Origin of the sequence: Pseudomonas caspiana, from assembly GCF_040224095.2 — a bacterium.
GTDB classification, from domain to species: Bacteria; Pseudomonadota; Gammaproteobacteria; order Pseudomonadales; family Pseudomonadaceae; genus Aquipseudomonas; species Aquipseudomonas caspiana.
Genome location: NZ_CP167995.1, coordinates 2,693,517 through 2,709,060, shown reverse-complemented (window position 1 = coordinate 2,709,060; position 15,544 = coordinate 2,693,517). Strand labels below are relative to the sequence as shown.

The window sequence follows — 15,544 nt, the reverse complement described above, 5'->3', positions numbered from 1 at the left end:
ATTTCGCAGCCTTCGGCAGCTCCTACACAAAAATGCGCCCTACAGGATCATTTTTGCTGACTTTCAGCCTTGATCAGATCCGCAATCCGCTCGGCAATCATGATGGTCGGCACGTTGGTATTCGCGCACGGAATTGAAGGCATCAACGACGCATCACATACTCGCAGGCCAGTGACGCCAATCACCTTTCCATCACTGAGCGTGACGGCCTGCGGATCGTCCGCCCGCCCCATACGGCACGTGCCCGATGGGTGCCAGGTGCCGCCGACATTTCTCCGGACAAAGTCGGTCAGCGCCGCATCATCCGCAACCAGCTTTTTCAGCGTCACCCCCTGAGTCACCAACCGGTGAATCAGCCACGCCCGAAACGGCCCGGCGATATCCAGCAGCAGACTCAAGACCCCGCGAAGCAAGCCATTGACCAGCCCAGGCTGCGCCACTTTAGCGACCCGGGGCGAATAACTGGAGGGAAACGTCACGCTGCGCTGTGCACTGAGCTGCGAGGCTGAAAGCGTCGCCGCGCCAAATTTCAATGCCTGCTTGAGACGCTCCAGGTCCCGAGGGTCAGAAAGCATGCAGAAATCCACTTCAGGTTCGTGAGCCGGATCACTGGAGGCCAGCCGAATACGACCTCGGGAATACGACTTGTTGACCCAGAAAAATATCGTGCCCAATCGATAGCCCAAAGAGTGCCAGCCGGAACGCGAGAGAATCGCGCCGTGCATGTCGCAAGGCACGGTGTCCGGCAAACCCGAAGAAAAGCGCACGATGGCCTGCTCGTGGTGTTCGCTGGGGAACGCCGTGCGCCCTGCTTTGCTCAACAATGCCGAGACCGCTATTGATGGATGCTCCATCAGATTACGGCCGACACCTGGACGATCCGCGACGACGAAAATGCCTGACTGGACCAGCTCATCGGCAGGCCCGATGCCGCTGCGCATCAACACCGCCGGGCTGTGAATCGCCCCTGAGCAGACAATCACTTCCTTGGCGAATAGATCAATCGAGGTGCCGTCCGCCAGGACAACGCGCGCGCCTACCGCCTGATGAGACTTGAACAGCACACGGTCGACCAGACATTCAGTGCGTACCTTCAGATTGCTGCGTTGACGCACCTCATCGGACAGATAACACACGGACGTGGGGATCCGCTCCCCCTCAGGACTGACGCCGATTGCGCCAACAAATACACCCGGCTCCCAAGGCCCGTTCTGGTCGGCTTTTGTAGCCAGTCCGCCTTCGCCCAGCACCTTCATGACCGCCTTGACGAAGGGTGAGAGAAATTCCTGCGCGGTGCGGCGAATCCTCAGTGGCCCTTGCTTGCCATGCAACGGACCGTCGAAGTCGGTATCGTTTTCCAGCTTGCGGAAGTACGGCAGGCAGTTGTTCCAGTTCCAGCCTTCAGCACCGAGTCGCTGCCACTCGTCATAGTCGTCGGGCGCGCCGCGATTGGTCATCAAGGCGTTGATGGCCGAACCTCCGCCCAGCAACCGAGCCTGTTCATAGCGGCGCTCGGTGGAGCGCTTGCCCATCAGCGCCGTCAGTTGGCGCCAGATATTGCGCGTATCCAGATAGGCCCGCCCCGGATAGCGGCTACGAATCTCGGCAGGCATATTGCCCGCCGAAATATCGCGCCCTGCTTCGATCAGGCACACACGCGTGCGGGGGTCCTCGGACAGCCGCGCAGCCAACACGCAGCCAGCCGAACCGCCGCCCAGAATCAGGTAGTCGATACCTTTCACAGCGCTGGCCTACTGGACAAACTTGAGCCAGCGATCCTTCGCGGCAATACCCGCGGCCGACGACCACCATTCCTCGGACATCAGCGCCTGCTTCGCGGCGTTATCCGGAGAACTCGGCAGCTCTTTGGCACGTTCGGCGGTCAACTTGCCAGTGCCAAACGCGGCCGGGTTGCCAGGACCGTAATCGATGTACAGCGGCAGGTTGGCCTGCAGGTCTGGCGAGAGCGCTTCGTTGACGAACTTGACTGCGGTGGCGTAATTCGGGGCGTTCTTCAGGATGCACAACTGGGTGTTTTGCAGGATGCCTTCGTTGTAGGTGAACGAGATATCAGGATTGTCTTTGCGCACAGCACTGGCACGACCATTCCAGATCATCAACATGTCCACTTCGCCGTCGTTGAGCAACTGTGCGGACTGCCCGCCCGAACTCCACCAGACGGCGATATCGGGTTTGATCTGTTCGAGACGCTTGTAGGCCCGGTCTACGTCCAGTGGGTAGAGCTTGTCTCGTGGCACGCCGTCCGACAGCAACGCGGCTTCCAAAGTGCCCATAGGGTCGTTGCGTAATGAGCGGGTGCCGGGAAATTCCTTCACATTCCAGAAGTCAGCCCAGCTCTGAGGCAGCTTCTTCAATGTTTTGGTGTTATAGCCGAGCACGGAAGAATAGAACTCGTAAGCGACCGAGTAAGGCGTGCGATAGGCTTCGGGCATGGCCTGCACATTAGGCATTTTGCTCAGGTCGAGTTTCTCGATCAGTCCTTCATTGCCACCCCGAATGCAGTTGGAGGGTGGCGTATCGATCACATCCCAGACCGGCTTGCCCGCCGCGCCTTGGGCTTTGACCATGGGCAAGGCGTCAGGAACACTGTCTTGTTTGATGGTGATGTTCAGGCGTTTGGCTGCCGGGTCGAGGATCGCCTTGGTCTGGGCCTCCTGATAAACCCCGCCTTGGGAAACGAAGGTGATTTCTTCTGCCGATACTGACATCGCGCACGATATCGACACGCACAACAGGGATAAGACTGAACCCAATGAAACGGTTTTCATGGCAAATCTTCCTGAACGTAGAATGATTCGGCAGCTGCAAAAACCCTGTTCTGAACACCCTGCAAAAACCAACGCATGCTCAGGTTTTAAGTTTTTATTGTTACCGAGCGGGTCTACAGGACGTTACAAGAGCGGGGGGCGGTCCGGCAATGCATCAATAATCATTGCTGACATGATTTTAGGTTATGGCGTTTTTTGGAAGGCACTGCTCCGCTACCCATGGCTCCACGCTGTCTCGCGGCGAACACTGGACCTGTGGGAGCTGCCGAAGGCTGCGATGGCAGTGTGTCAGGATGAAGGCTTCGCAGCCTTCGGCAGCTCCTACAGAACATGCATCCGATTCAACGGTTTGCATTTTGTTATTGAGCGCTACCGCTTACTCACAATGCCGTAGTCACCGCAAACGGCAGGCGTTTGGTCAGTTCCTGCGCGAGGTACCGGGTGAATAGCGAAATACGCTGTGGGATGTGGCGTCGATGCTGGTACACCGCGAAGATATCGCCGCGTGGCGGTTGATATTCTTCCAGTACTGCTATCAGCCGCCCACTTTCCAGATGTGCCTGCACATCCCAGCGCGAACGCAGGATCAGCCCGTGGCCTTCCAGCGCCAGACTCAGTGCCACTTCGCCGTCGTTGCTCGACAGCGTGCCGCTGACTTTATGGGCAAAATCCTGACCGTCCTTCTGAAAGCGCCAGATCGCGTAATCGCTGCCAAACTGACGCAGCAAGATGCAGTTGTGCTCGGCCAGGTCGGCCACACGCTTCAATGCTGGCCGCCCCTCCAGATACTGGGGTGAAGCACACAGTATTCGCGGGTTTTCCAACAGGCGAACGCCAATCAGCCGCGAGTCAGGTGGCTCGCCCATGAACACACCGATGTCGAACTGATCATCCAGCAAGCTCACGGGCTGACTGGTCAGCTCCAGAGAAATCTCCAGCTCGGGATGCAGCCGGGCAAAGCTCGACACCACGGGCGCCAGATGCCGACGGCCAAAACCCAGCGTGCCGTTGATGCGCAAGCGCCCCTGCAAGGTGGGCTGACGACTGTTCAGAGCACTTTCCAGCTCGTCAAGCTGACGCAAGATGGGTCGCCCACCTTCCAGGTAAAGCACGCCCTCCGGAGTAAGTGACAATTTGCGCGTGGTGCGTTGCAGCAATTGCACGCCAAGCCGCGCTTCGAGTTGGCTCAGACGCTTGCTCACCGCAGGCAGCGATAGCCCCAGCTGCCTCGCGACTTCAGTCAGGCTGCTGCGGGTGGCGACCTGCTGAAAGAAACTCAGGTCATCGATCATGCTCATCGATTGTTTCCTTGAATCTAAGAATGGCTTTCGCGAATGACTAATTATTAATCCAGAGACACTGCATACACTGAGCCTCGTCAGCCATCAACCCTGGAGTCAAAATCCATGAGCAAGTCCCATTACAAAATTGCCGTCATCCCTGGCGATGGCATAGGCAAGGAAGTCATGCCCGAAGGCGTACGCGTGCTGGATGTGGTGGCCGCGCAGCACAACCTGGAGTTGCAATGGGACTGGTTCGACTTTGCCAGTGCCGATTACTACCTGGCCCACGGCAAAATGATGCCCGACAACTGGTTCGAAATTCTCAAAGGCTATGACGCGATTTACTTCGGTGCAGTGGGTTGGCCGGACGTTGTGCCTGATCACATTTCCCTGTGGGATTCCCTGCTGCAGTTCCGCCGCGAGTTCGACCAGTACGTGAACCTGCGCCCCTGCCGCCTGATGCCGGGCGTCAAGGCACCGCTGGCCAATCGCAAGCCCGGGGACATCGATTTCTGGGTAGTACGGGAAAACACCGAAGGCGAATACTCAAGCGTTGGCGGCAAGATGTTCCCTGGCACCGATCGCGAAATCGTTCTTCAGGAAACCGTGATGACCCGCGTTGGCGTCGACCGCATTCTCAAATTTGCGTATGACCTGGCTCAGAGTCGCCCGAAGAAACACCTGACGTCTGCGACCAAGTCCAACGGCATTGCGATCACCATGCCGTACTGGGACGAGCGCGTCGTGGAAATGGGCAAGAAATACCCGGACGTGAACGTCGACAAGTACCACATCGATATTCTCACCGCGAACTTCGTCCTGCATCCAGACTGGTTCGACGTAGTGGTGGCCAGCAACCTGTTCGGCGACATCCTCTCCGACCTGGGTCCGGCTTGCACAGGCACCATTGGTATTGCGCCCTCGGCCAACATCAACCCGGAGCGCCACTTCCCGAGCCTGTTTGAGCCGGTACATGGATCAGCACCGGATATCGCAGGTAAAGGCATTGCCAACCCGATCGGGCAGATCTGGTGCGGTGCGATGATGCTTGAGCATCTGGGCCATCCAGAGGCCGGTGCAGCAGTGCTCACCGCGATTGAAACCGTGTTGGCCATGGGACCGGAAAACGCCCCGCTGACTGCTGATATTGGCGGCAAGGGCAATACCGAAGCACTGGGCAAAGCCATCGCGGCTGCCTGCGCACGATAAGGAGCAGTCCGCATCGCCTCTCAACTGGACTGAAATGCATTATCTGTAGGAGCGCACGAGCACCGCGAGGCCGCGATGGCGGCATGCCAGGTAAACCTTCATCGCTGGCCTCGTAAACTCGGTGAGCTCCTACAGGTCTGTGTCTGTTCTGCATCAGTGTTGTTATTGGGACACGCGGCGATCTTTTATCAAAATTAACGCACACGCCATTGAGGTATGGTTTTCGCAGAACCGGCTACACACCAATTAAAGCGAACCCCGCGTGCCGACATCGGTCTGCTCCTGTATCACTTTCAGGAAGATCCTTTTTATGTCCACGCAACGCAGCCTCACTCTCCTCGCCCGAAGCGGCTATGCCGCTCGGGGTGTGGTGTATCTGATCATTGGTATTTTTGCCCTGCTCGCCGCGCAAGGTTCGTCTCAGCCCAAAGACAGCCACAGCAGCCTTGAAGCGCTGTTGAGTCAGCCTTTCGGCAACGTAATGGTCGCGATTGTGGTGGTCGGCCTGCTGGCATTTGCCGCCTGGCGCGTCCTGCAGGCCACTCGCGATGTGGACCATCACGGCACAGAATTAAAAGGCCTGGTGATTCGCACCGGCCTGCTGGTAGGCGGCGTGACCTATGGTGCACTGGCGTTTTTTGCCTTGGGCCTGCTAATCAGTGCGCTCAAAAGCTCCGGTGATTCAGGCGGCAAAACCCAGGACCTGCTGGCGTCCATCCTGTCCTGGGATCATTCGAATATTCTCGTTTACCTGGTAGCACTGGTGCCGCTAGGCGTGGGTATCACCCACATCATCAAAGGCTGGAAAGCCTCTTTCGAGAAGTACTTCGAAGCCGATGGAGAGGTGATGCGCTATGTGCGTCCGGTATCGCAATTCGGCCTGATTGCCCGAGGCGTGGCATTCATCGAAATCGCTGCGCTGCTGGCCATCAGCGGTTCGAGCTATGACGCCATGCACCCGCCCGGTCTTAAAGACGCGCTCAATGGCCTGCAGGATCTGCCCGCTGGAGGCATTGTGCTGATGATCGTGGCGCTAGGTCTGATCGCATTTTCGGTGTACAGCTTCGCCGAAGCCGCATGGCGCAAGATCAACATGGACGTGCCAGATGCTCCGCATGCGGTCACGAAGCATTTCAGCTGAGGAAAAATCCCTGGCGGTTTTGCCCTTTAAATAAAACCGATTGCTGGCCCCTCGCCTCCAGCCGAGCTTGGCAAACTTGCTTTCTTTTCAGAAGCTTAGGGGCTGGCATTTATGCGGATTCTTCTATTGACCGTAGCGACGCTCGCGCTGGCCAGCGTTTCACTGGCGTCGCAAGCCAAAGAAGTCACACAGAGCGGCCGGTCGATTTGTACATGGGGTTCGGGTATTGCCGCAGGCGCTCAGGAGTCGAAACTCGCCGGGATTACTTTGTACGGTGCACGCAAGAAACTCCAGGGCCGCAAGTTCAATCAGCCCTGGATGCGCATGACCGCCATGGGTATCACCGAGCAGACCTATAAAAGCACCTCGCGACTCAAACCCGCTGCGATCAAACAGACTTATTACGAGCAATGCATCAAGCACGAGCTGGCGCGACGCTGAGCCCTATATGTTCAAGGCGCAGCCCCTGAAATCACGCTGTCTCGCGACAAACGATGAAAATCTGTAGGAGCTGCCGAAGGCTGCGATGGCGGCGTGTCAGGATGAATGCTTCGCAGCCTTCGGCGGCTCCTACAGGAAGTGCATTTCAATCCGAGGGTTGCATTGATTCATTGGCAAAACATTGACCCCGCGCAATCAGAAAATCCCACTTTTCAATTAAGTCAGCTCTTCAGCCATCTACCACTAACCGGCTAATTACTTGCGCCCTTTCAATGCTCTGCTATAGCTAACACTTCCCCGCTTTCTCGATAGAGGCAATGGAATGTCAGCTGCCAAGAAAATGAGCGTTAGCCAACTAACAATGTTGACTGCCGTCAACATGTTAGGCTCGGGCATTGTGTTACTCCCTTCAAAACTTGCAGAAGTTGGCGCCATCTCGATTCTCTCCTGGCTCGTCACAGCCACGGGTTCTCTGGCCCTGGCTTACGCTTTTGCCCGCTGCGGCATGCTCAGCCGAAAGACCGGAGGCATGGGCGGTTATGCCGAATATACCTTCGGTAAGGCGGGTAACTATCTAACCAACTACACCTATGGCCTTTCGCTACTTATTGCCAACGTAGCCATCAGTATTACGGCTGTTGGCTACATCCAGGTGTTGTTCAATATACAACTTGATTCCATGCAAGTCGGTCTGGCAACTATCGCGCTGTTGTGGGTGACGACTTTCGCCAACTTCGGTGGCGCAAGTATTACCGGCAAAATAGGCGCCGTTACCGTGTGGGGCGTCATCGCCCCTGTTGTGTTGGTCTCGACCATTGGCTGGTTCTGGTTCGACAGCAGCGTCTACGCCGCAGGCTGGAACCCCCATGACAAAAGCTGGTTCGAGGCCGCTGGGGCATCGGTGGCAATTACGCTCTGGGCGTTCTTGGGTCTGGAGTCGGCCTGCGCCAACACTGACGCCGTGGAGAACCCGGAGAAGAACGTGCCCATTGCGGTACTGGGCGGCACGCTGGGAGCGGCGGTTATCTACATCGTCTCGACCAACGTGATCGCTGGTATCGTCGATAACCCGGAACTGGCTGCGTCCACCGCGCCGTTCGGTCTGGTGTTTGCCAAAATGTTCAACCCCATGATCGGCAGCATCGTCATGGGCCTGATGGTGCTTGCGTGTATCGGCTCATTGCTGGGTTGGCAATTCACCATCGCACAAGTGTTCAAGAGCTCGGCGGACACCGGCTATTTCGTGCCGATTTTCTCCAAAGCCAACAAGGCTGGTACGCCCATTGTGGGCATGCTGATACTGCTGGCGGCCCAGACTGCCCTGGGTTTTCTGACGATAAGTCCGGACCTCAGCAAACAGTTCGACACGCTCGTCAATCTCGCGGTGGTCACCAATCTGGTGCCTTACATTCTGTCGATGGCCGCACTGCTGACCATGCAGAAGGTGTCCAACGTACCGCCCAACACCGCGCTGATCACCAACATCGTGGCAACGGTAGCCGCCGCTTACAGCTATTTGGCGCTGTACAGTTCGGGCGCCCAGGCACTGATGCTCGGTGGCGTCGCGACCATCTTCGGCTACACCCTGTTTGGCTTCGTCAACAACCGGCTGATCCGCCTTGAAGCGGTCAACAATAGCGTGCCGGTACAGACCGTCAGCGCGCAGCACCTCAGCGCAGACCCCATCCCCGTCAACAGCCTGAATTCCACGCCCCTGGAGGCAAGACCATGACTGAATACCGCCATTTGCTCGGCATGCTCGCGTTATTGGTGAGCAGCGCACCCGACAAACGCACGGTGTTCGGCCGTGCCCTGAATCAACTGCTCAGTGATGTCGAAGAACGCTCAATCAGTGTTCTGGTTTCCGAAAGCCTGGCCGATGCCAACTCGATCCTGCGCTCGGACCCGGCCGTCCAGTGCGTACTGCTCAGTTGGGAAATGGACAAAAGCGACAACCATGAGGAATGCATCAAGCTGCTGACCAATTTGCGTGAACGCAACACGCGGGTCCCGGTGTTTCTGATCAGCGATCGCAGCACTGCCTCGAACATTCCGCTGGTGGTGATGCAGCACGCTGACGACTTCATCTGGCTGCCCGAGGACACCAGCCGGTTTCTCAGCGGACGGATACTGGCCGCCATCGAGCGCTATCGTCAGGCGGTGTTGCCACCGATGTTCGGCGCACTACTTAAGTTTGCCCGCAGCTATGAGTATTCATGGCACACACCCGGCCATGCTGGTGGTACGGCGTTTCTGAAAAGCACTGCTGGAAGAGCCTTCTACGAGTTCTTCGGTGAAAACCTGCTGCGCTCGGACCTGTCGATTTCAGTGGGTGAACTGGGTTCACTGCTGGACCACAGCGGCCCTATCGGCCAAGGCGAGCGTTACGCAGCGAAAGTCTTCGGCGCTCATCGCACGTACTACGTGACTAACGGCTCCTCGACCTCAAACCGGGTCATTCTGATGGCCAGCGTCACTCGTGATCAGATTGCGCTGTGCGACCGCAACTGCCACAAGTCTGCCGAGCATGCGATGACCTTGTCCGGCGCCATTCCGACCTATCTGGTGCCGACCCGAAACCGCTTCGGCATCATCGGCCCGATTCTGCCGCAAACCTTGAGCCGCGAAGGTGTTCAAGCGGCGATCGCCAACAACCCGTTGGTCAAAGAAGGCATCGACCCGACTCCGATCCATGCGATTGTCACCAACTCAACTTACGACGGCCTGACTTATAACGTCACGCGTGTCGAAGAGTTGCTGGGACAAAGCGTTGATCGCCTGCATTTCGACGAAGCGTGGTATGGCTATGCACGTTTCAACCCTCTGTATCGCGACCGCTTCGCTATGCACGGCAGCCCGGACGATCACGATGAGTCGCGACCGACGGTATTCGCCACTCAGTCCACCCACAAGCTGTTGGCGGCGCTGTCACAGGCCTCAATGATCCATGTCCGGAACGGACGCAATCCGATCCCGCATGGACGCTTCAATGAGTCGTTCATGATGCACGCCTCGACGTCGCCCAATTACGCGATCATGGCCTCCTGCGATGTCAGCTCGGCGATGATGGAAGCGCCTAGCGGTGAGATTCTGACCACTGAATCCATTGAAGAAGCCATCGCGTTCCGCCAGGTGATCTCGCGTATGAAAAGCGAGATGCTCAAAGGTGACGACTGGTTTTTCTCCTGCTGGCAGCCGCCAACCGTTCAAGTGGATGGGGCCGCAGTGGCGTTTCACGAAGTCGACCCGGTCACGCTCAAGACCGACCCCAGTTGCTGGGTTCTGCACCCTGACGAAGTCTGGCACGGGTTCGGCAACATCGAAGATGGCTATTGCATGCTCGACCCGATCAAGGTCTCGGTGCTCAGCCCCGGTATGGGCGACGACGGGCAGTTGCTGGATTTCGGCATCCCGGCCTGTGTGCTGAGCGCCTATCTGGGTCGTCAGGGCATCGTGGTCGAGAAAACCACCGATTTCACCATCCTGTTCCTGTTCTCCATCGGCATCACCAAAGGCAAATGGGGGACGCTGGTCAACGCGCTGCTGGACTTCAAGCGTGACTACGACAGCAATCTGGAGCTGGAACTGTGTCTGCCCGATTTGCTGGCGGCCAATCAGCAGCGTTACACCGGCATGGGGCTAAGGGACCTGGCCGAAGATATCTTCGCGGCCATGAAAAAACATCGCACCACGGCGACCATGGCTCAAGCTTTCGGCATGTTGCCGCAAGCAGAGTTCAGCCCTGTGGAGGCGTACGAGAAACTGGTCAAGAATCAGGTTGAGCTGGTGACGCTGGAACAAGCAGCGGGACGAATTGTTGCCACCGGTATCGTGCCCTACCCACCCGGCATTCCACTGTTGATGCCCGGCGAAAATGCGGGGCCTGCAGATGGACCGCTATTGGCCTACCTGAAGGCACTGGAGAGTTTCGACACGTCCTTCCCGGGCTTCACCCATGACACCCATGGCATTGAAAGTGACGCCGGGGTTTACCGGTTGTTGGTGTTGAAGTGATAGGGGGTGACATGTAGTTATGTAAGAGTTAGCGCTGTGTCCCTGACACCACGCTGTCGCAAAGCAACATAGGACCTGTAGCAGCTGCCGAAGGCTGCGATCGCGGTGTACCAGAACCAATGCTTCGCAGCCTTCGGCAGCTCCTACAGATCAATATCGTCACGAGAAACTGCGGTAGTGTTTACCCCATCAAACGAACGTCGCACCCCGCGTGTTCACGAACAGCGAATAAACCGAGTGGCTGCCCGCCATGAACAGCCGGTTGCCTTCACGCCCACCAAAGCACAGGTTCGGGCAACGCTCCGGCAAGGAAATGTGACCGATGGCTTTGCCGTCCGGATTGAACACTCGAACGCCGTCGAGCTTTTCCGGATCAGCCTTGGGATCACTGTTGCTGCCCCAGCCACACCACAAGTTGCCACTTTCATCACACTTGATGCCGTCGATGCCGGCGAACTCCAACCCTTCAATGTGCTTGCGGCGAAGGCCCAGCGTGCCGTCTTCATTGACGGCAATCGCCCAGATAATCCGATTGGGTTTGGCTCGACCTTCAACCACGTAAAGGGTTTTTTCGTCTGGTGAAAAACATAGACCGTTAGGCCCAGCCAGATCGTCAATCACCCGGCTGACTTTGCCGCTCGTCCCGTCGATGCGATACACCGCATGCGGCAACTCCGGGGTGACTTTGTGCCCTTCGTAGTTGTTGCCGGTCTGGAACGGTGGATCGGTGAACCATATCGAACCGTCACGCTTGCAGACGATGTCGTTAGGCGAATTGAAAGGTTTGCCCTCGTAGTTATCGGCCAGCACGGTAATGCTGCCGTTGTACTCGGTACGCGTCACGCGGCGACCTTCCTTGCTCGTCGTCGAGCCCTCACAGACCAGCAAGCGGCCCTGACGGTCGCGGCACATGCCGTTGGAAAAGTTGGAGTTGTCGCGGTACACCGACAAGCCGCCAGTGACTTCGTCCCAGCGCATGATGCGGTTGTTGGGAATGTCGCTGAACAGCAAGTAGCGACCGTCACCGATCCAGACCGGCCCTTCAACCCAGCGCAAACCGGTAGCCAGGCGTTCAACGCTGGCGTTGAAGATGCGCAGCTCCATGAAGCTGTCATCGAGGATGTTGATCAGCGGATCCGGATAACGCTGGCTCAACGGCTCGGCGCTGGCAAGTCGAGGCAGCGCAGCGCTACCCAGTGCAGCAACCCCGGCGGATACGGCTAGCGAGGTTTTAAGGAATGCTCTGCGGCCGTGGTCGGCGGTGGTGTCCCGTTGCGATGAATCCATCGTGCATCTCCGTGGTTTTATTGTTGGACGGGATGCTCGTTGTACATCGGCTTAAGTCATCGTACAAGTGTTAAGCACAAGGGTTTGCCAGATATTAGCCTGCTGGCAAACCCTCGCAATCGATACTGGTACCGGATAAATCAATAGGGGCTGGCGGTCGGACGAACGATCAGTTCGCTGACGTCGACATCTGCTGGCTGTTCAACGGCGTAGGCAATTGCCCGAGCAATGGCCAATGCCGGAATCGCGATTTTGCGAAACTCGCGCATCTCGGCGCGCCCGCCTTCATCAGAAATACTGTCCGCCAGTTCAGACTCGGTAACACCAGGGGAAATCACCGTGACGCGAATGTCGGCACCGGCCTCCTGACGCAGGCCTTCGGAAATCGCCCGTACGGCGTACTTGGTCGCGCAGTAGACCGCCGCAGTCGGACTCACCGCATAAGCACCAATCGAAGCAATGTTGATGAACTGTCCGGATTGCTGTTTCTGCATCAACGGCAAACCGGCCGCAATACCGTGCAGCACGCCGCGAATATTCACGTCGATCATCTGGTCCCATTCGGACACCTTCAACGCATCCAGCCTGGACAGCGGCATGACGCCCGCATTATTGATGATCACATCGACACGCCCGAACTGGTTGACGGCGTAATCGACGAAGGCTTGCACATTGACGCGGTCCGTCACGTCCACTGCCTGATACTGCGCGCTGCCACCGGCGGCAATCAGCTCCTTACAGAGTTCTGCCAAGCGTTCAGTACGCCGCACGCCGAGCACAACGTGTGCGCCTTTCTCTGCCAACAGCCTGGCCGTCGCTTCACCGATACCGCTACTGGCGCCGGTGATTACAACCACTTTGTTTTTGATGTTCGACATGATTGTTGTCCTTATCTGAGTGATGAGCCGGGTAGCTCGATACGCATTCAGAGTAAGGCGATAACGCGGGAGCAATTAGACCGATCCTTCGGAGTGATTGCCTGATTCTGCGGTGGGGTTTGCGGAGAAAAAGAATAACTGTAGGACCGGCTAAAGCCGATCCTACGGGCCTTGTCTTTGTCGCACTACGCATGGTGTCAGGGTCGAATGACGCTGACACCATGCTCCTCAGTTTTTCTCAGGGGTCTTCAATGACTCTGGAACCTGAGTAGTTGGCACGAAGGTTTTATCTTCTTCGGCCTTGGCTTCTTTGGACTCGGCCTGCGCCTCTGCAGCCTTGGCATTCTCTTTGGCCGCTTCGGCTGCTTTGTCATTCGCGTTTTCGGCGTGTTGCTGAGCTTCCTGCGCCTTGTTCTCGGATTTCGGATCACAAGCGGCCAGGCCAATCGTAGACGCCAGCATCAGACTGTAGGCAAGAGTTTTAAGCATGGGGTGAATGTCCCTGATTGAGAATGTACTGCTTCGAACCGCGAGCTAGAGCGTTGGTTCCATACATTCGAACGCAACAGCGGCGATATCAACGGGCCAGAATGGCCAGCCGGGATCGCCGCTGTCAGGGATTTGCTTTCAGCTGTCGGGCGCTTAAAGCAGCTTGAGACGCACCGCCTCTTCAATGGAGCTCAGGCTCAGGTGCTTGATGGTATCGTCCAGCGAAGCGTTGAACGGCGTTGCGAAAATCAGGACCAACTGGATCCAGGTGGTGATAGTCTCGCTCTTCTCGACCTGCCCTAACACTTTGCCGTCACGATCCTTGTACACCGTCTTCAACGTCAGAGTGTTGTCGAAGGTGGTCGGGATCAACGCAAAGGTAAAACCGGAGATAAAAGCGAGGGGCATGCTGCCCTTCTCATGGTTGGTCAGAGTAGCAATCACGTAGACATCAGATTGCGCCTTCGCCGCTGTCGCAGAGGCTACAGCACCAGAGGCGGTGTAACTGTCGACAAGGATTTTCTCCCAGCGCGCAGTATCAACGCCACCCGCTCGCGGTCGGTTATTGAGCAGATATTCACCGTTGAGTCGCACATAGACCGAAGGCTTGGCTTCAGCGACTGGCGCGGTGAGCGGCCATTGCTGTACCTGCGCCAGATCGTGGTGCGAATAGCTCAGGCAACCGGTCAGCGACAGACACACTGCGGCCAGTAACAACAAGGAGCGCAACATGTTACTGCGCTCCCGTGCTGACAGCTGGCAACTGCGCGCTGGTCTTGTCCAGCAGCCTGCCAATCAAGTCTCGCAGCTCGAAACGGCCCAGGCTCGGCGCCCAGTACTCGCCATTGTAAATACCCCGGTTTTTCTTCTCGTTGACCTGATCCACCGAGCGGGCAAGGACTTTGCCATTGCGGTCTTCAACCACCAGTTCGCCAGCAAAATCGTAGTTGTCGACATAGATCGGACCGTTCACCCAGATCCACACTGTCAACGTCAACAAAGCGCCGGGAATGTACGCCGGGTGCATCGAGCGCTTGCCTTTGAGAGAGGTCAGGTTGAACTTGAGTTGCACATCCTGATCACCCAGACGTGCCGGGAACGCAATCAAGCTCTGGTAATAGCCGCCCTTTTCGACATAACGGCTGATCTGCTCGGTAAGCTGGCGACTGATGTTCTGGCGCTGATCATCTTTCAAGCCTGGGGAACTGATTACGACGTCTGCGACCTGCGCCGAACGCACGGACTTAACCTTCGCAGGAGTAACCGGATCACCAATCGGTCCAGTAGCGGTAAACGAAATACAACCGGTCAACGAAAGGCTCAAACTCAGAGCCAACAACATCACTGCACGTCTCACAGACAACATCCTTATCTATTTTTTTACGAAGGCTACTGCATCGGCCGTCATTGTCCGATCTTAAGGGCGGCGCAGATTAACAGTTCTATATCGAACGCTCTAGCACGCACCTTGAACATCACGCGTTGTGATTGGCGGAGCGAATGAAGGAATACCGATCAATATCTGTTCGCAGTTGCCAACCTTGCTTGTGCCAATAATCAGCCGCAGCGTAATTGGTTTTGAATACGTCGATATGGCATTTAAGTATGCCTTCACTTTCGAGGCTTGAGAGGCAACGCTCCACCAACTGATTGGCGATGCCCTGTCGCCGATATTTATCCAGTACCAGCAAGTGCTGCAAATAGCCCCTTCGCCCATCGTGTCCACACATGACGCAGCCAACAAGCGAAGTACCTACCTCGGCGACAAAGCTCATTCCGGGATTGCGTTGTAAATACCTTGACGTCGATTCGCGAGAGTCGGCATCTCTGATCGATACACCGGGCGTGGTGTTCATCAATGCGATGACTGCGTCGTAGTCGTTGATCGTCATGATACGAATAGTGAACATGAAAGGCCTGACAGTACTGATTGATTGTCCCGTACGTTAACAGAAGGTTTGGTGTGATAGATGACTGAAGAGGCTGCCGGATCGTTCTCCGTCAGCCTCTTCA

15 protein-coding genes are annotated in these 15,544 nt (G+C 56.8%); 6 read left to right on the top strand and 9 right to left on the bottom strand.

The genetic code is table 11. The features are described 5' to 3' along the window. Window positions 1-47: 47 nt before the first annotated feature. Complete coding sequence (locus ABRP31_RS12490) at window positions 48-1,742, bottom strand: GMC family oxidoreductase N-terminal domain-containing protein (protein WP_349972780.1); 1,695 nt, start codon at window positions 1,740-1,742, stop codon at window positions 48-50. 9 nt (window positions 1,743-1,751) lie between these two features. Next, window positions 1,752-2,729, bottom strand: a complete 978-nt coding sequence (locus ABRP31_RS12485; RefSeq protein ID WP_349972779.1) for an ABC transporter substrate-binding protein — start codon at window positions 2,727-2,729, stop codon at window positions 1,752-1,754. Between ABRP31_RS12485 and ABRP31_RS12480 the strand changes: the two genes are divergently transcribed. Next, window positions 2,704-3,183 carry a hypothetical protein gene (locus tag ABRP31_RS12480; protein ID WP_349972777.1) on the top strand — a complete coding sequence of 160 codons (480 nt, stop codon included), beginning with the start codon at window positions 2,704-2,706 and terminating at the stop codon, window positions 3,181-3,183. The genes ABRP31_RS12485 and ABRP31_RS12480 overlap by 26 nt on opposite strands. On the opposite strand, the gene ABRP31_RS12475 is transcribed toward ABRP31_RS12480, so the two are convergent. Then, window positions 3,170-4,087, bottom strand: coding sequence for a LysR substrate-binding domain-containing protein (locus ABRP31_RS12475; RefSeq protein ID WP_349972776.1), 918 nt, complete (start codon window positions 4,085-4,087; stop codon window positions 3,170-3,172). The two genes, ABRP31_RS12480 and ABRP31_RS12475, sit on opposite strands and share 14 nt — an antisense overlap. A 108-nt stretch (window positions 4,088-4,195) precedes the next feature. Between ABRP31_RS12475 and ABRP31_RS12470 the strand changes: the two genes are divergently transcribed. The 5 genes from ABRP31_RS12470 (at window position 4,196) to ABRP31_RS12450 (ending at window position 10,877) form a co-directional block, all read left to right on the top strand. Next, entirely contained in the window at window positions 4,196-5,281 is a 1,086-nt protein-coding gene (locus tag ABRP31_RS12470; RefSeq protein ID WP_349972775.1) for a tartrate dehydrogenase, read from the top strand. A 310-nt stretch (window positions 5,282-5,591) separates the two neighbouring features. Further along, window positions 5,592-6,422: a DUF1206 domain-containing protein gene (locus ABRP31_RS12465; RefSeq protein WP_349972774.1), complete on the top strand. Its 831-nt coding sequence runs from the start codon at window positions 5,592-5,594 to the stop codon at window positions 6,420-6,422. Between the two features lie 111 nt (window positions 6,423-6,533). After that, window positions 6,534-6,863 (top strand): hypothetical protein, encoded by a 330-nt coding sequence (locus ABRP31_RS12460; RefSeq protein ID WP_349972773.1) that lies wholly within the window; start codon window positions 6,534-6,536, stop codon window positions 6,861-6,863. 322 nt (window positions 6,864-7,185) lie between these two features. Next, window positions 7,186-8,595, top strand: coding sequence for a putrescine-ornithine antiporter (gene potE / locus ABRP31_RS12455; RefSeq protein WP_349972772.1), 1,410 nt, complete (start codon window positions 7,186-7,188; stop codon window positions 8,593-8,595). After that, a complete protein-coding gene (locus tag ABRP31_RS12450; RefSeq protein WP_349972771.1) occupies window positions 8,592-10,877 on the top strand; it encodes an Orn/Lys/Arg decarboxylase N-terminal domain-containing protein in 2,286 nt (761 codons plus the stop codon). The genes potE and ABRP31_RS12450 overlap by 4 nt, the downstream gene beginning before the upstream one ends. Window positions 10,878-11,066: 189 nt before the next feature. On the opposite strand, the gene ABRP31_RS12445 is transcribed toward ABRP31_RS12450, so the two are convergent. From ABRP31_RS12445 to ABRP31_RS12420, 6 genes are all read right to left on the bottom strand, one after another. Beyond that, a complete protein-coding gene (locus ABRP31_RS12445; protein WP_087270356.1) occupies window positions 11,067-12,164 on the bottom strand; it encodes an SMP-30/gluconolactonase/LRE family protein in 1,098 nt (365 codons plus the stop codon). A 140-nt stretch (window positions 12,165-12,304) separates the two neighbouring features. Further along, the gene (locus tag ABRP31_RS12440) at window positions 12,305-13,042 is read right to left on the bottom strand and encodes an SDR family oxidoreductase (RefSeq protein ID WP_349972770.1); all 738 of its coding nucleotides are present in this window, start codon (window positions 13,040-13,042) and stop codon (window positions 12,305-12,307) included. 228 nt (window positions 13,043-13,270) lie between these two features. Further along, window positions 13,271-13,531, bottom strand: coding sequence for a hypothetical protein (locus tag ABRP31_RS12435; protein WP_087270350.1), 261 nt, complete (start codon window positions 13,529-13,531; stop codon window positions 13,271-13,273). Between the two features lie 153 nt (window positions 13,532-13,684). Beyond that, window positions 13,685-14,263 carry a hypothetical protein gene (locus ABRP31_RS12430; RefSeq protein ID WP_349972769.1) on the bottom strand — a complete coding sequence of 193 codons (579 nt, stop codon included), beginning with the start codon at window positions 14,261-14,263 and terminating at the stop codon, window positions 13,685-13,687. A 1-nt stretch (window position 14,264) separates the two neighbouring features. Continuing rightward, window positions 14,265-14,888: a hypothetical protein gene (locus ABRP31_RS12425; RefSeq protein ID WP_349972768.1), complete on the bottom strand. Its 624-nt coding sequence runs from the start codon at window positions 14,886-14,888 to the stop codon at window positions 14,265-14,267. A gap of 118 nt (window positions 14,889-15,006) precedes the next feature. Next, entirely contained in the window at window positions 15,007-15,441 is a 435-nt protein-coding gene (locus tag ABRP31_RS12420; protein WP_349972767.1) for a GNAT family N-acetyltransferase, read from the bottom strand. Window positions 15,442-15,544 lie beyond the last annotated feature (103 nt).

Bases quoted from the DNA above. Each gene is read 5' to 3' on its own strand.
- ABRP31_RS12485 (WP_349972779.1), bottom strand. From the start codon at position 2,729: ATGTCAGTATCGGCAGAAGAAATCACCTTCGTTTCCCAAGGCGGGGTT.
- ABRP31_RS12475 (WP_349972776.1), bottom strand. From the start codon at position 4,087: ATGAGCATGATCGATGACCTGAGTTTCTTTCAGCAGGTCGCCACCCGC.
- ABRP31_RS12470 (WP_349972775.1), top strand. From the start codon at position 4,196: ATGAGCAAGTCCCATTACAAAATTGCCGTCATCCCTGGCGATGGCATA.
- ABRP31_RS12465 (WP_349972774.1), top strand. From the start codon at position 5,592: ATGTCCACGCAACGCAGCCTCACTCTCCTCGCCCGAAGCGGCTATGCC.
- ABRP31_RS12460 (WP_349972773.1), top strand. From the start codon at position 6,534: ATGCGGATTCTTCTATTGACCGTAGCGACGCTCGCGCTGGCCAGCGTT.
- potE (WP_349972772.1), top strand. From the start codon at position 7,186: ATGTCAGCTGCCAAGAAAATGAGCGTTAGCCAACTAACAATGTTGACT.
- ABRP31_RS12450 (WP_349972771.1), top strand. From the start codon at position 8,592: ATGACTGAATACCGCCATTTGCTCGGCATGCTCGCGTTATTGGTGAGC.
- ABRP31_RS12445 (WP_087270356.1), bottom strand. From the start codon at position 12,164: ATGGATTCATCGCAACGGGACACCACCGCCGACCACGGCCGCAGAGCA.
- ABRP31_RS12440 (WP_349972770.1), bottom strand. From the start codon at position 13,042: ATGTCGAACATCAAAAACAAAGTGGTTGTAATCACCGGCGCCAGTAGC.
- ABRP31_RS12435 (WP_087270350.1), bottom strand. From the start codon at position 13,531: ATGCTTAAAACTCTTGCCTACAGTCTGATGCTGGCGTCTACGATTGGC.
- ABRP31_RS12430 (WP_349972769.1), bottom strand. From the start codon at position 14,263: ATGTTGCGCTCCTTGTTGTTACTGGCCGCAGTGTGTCTGTCGCTGACC.
- ABRP31_RS12420 (WP_349972767.1), bottom strand. From the start codon at position 15,441: ATGTTCACTATTCGTATCATGACGATCAACGACTACGACGCAGTCATC.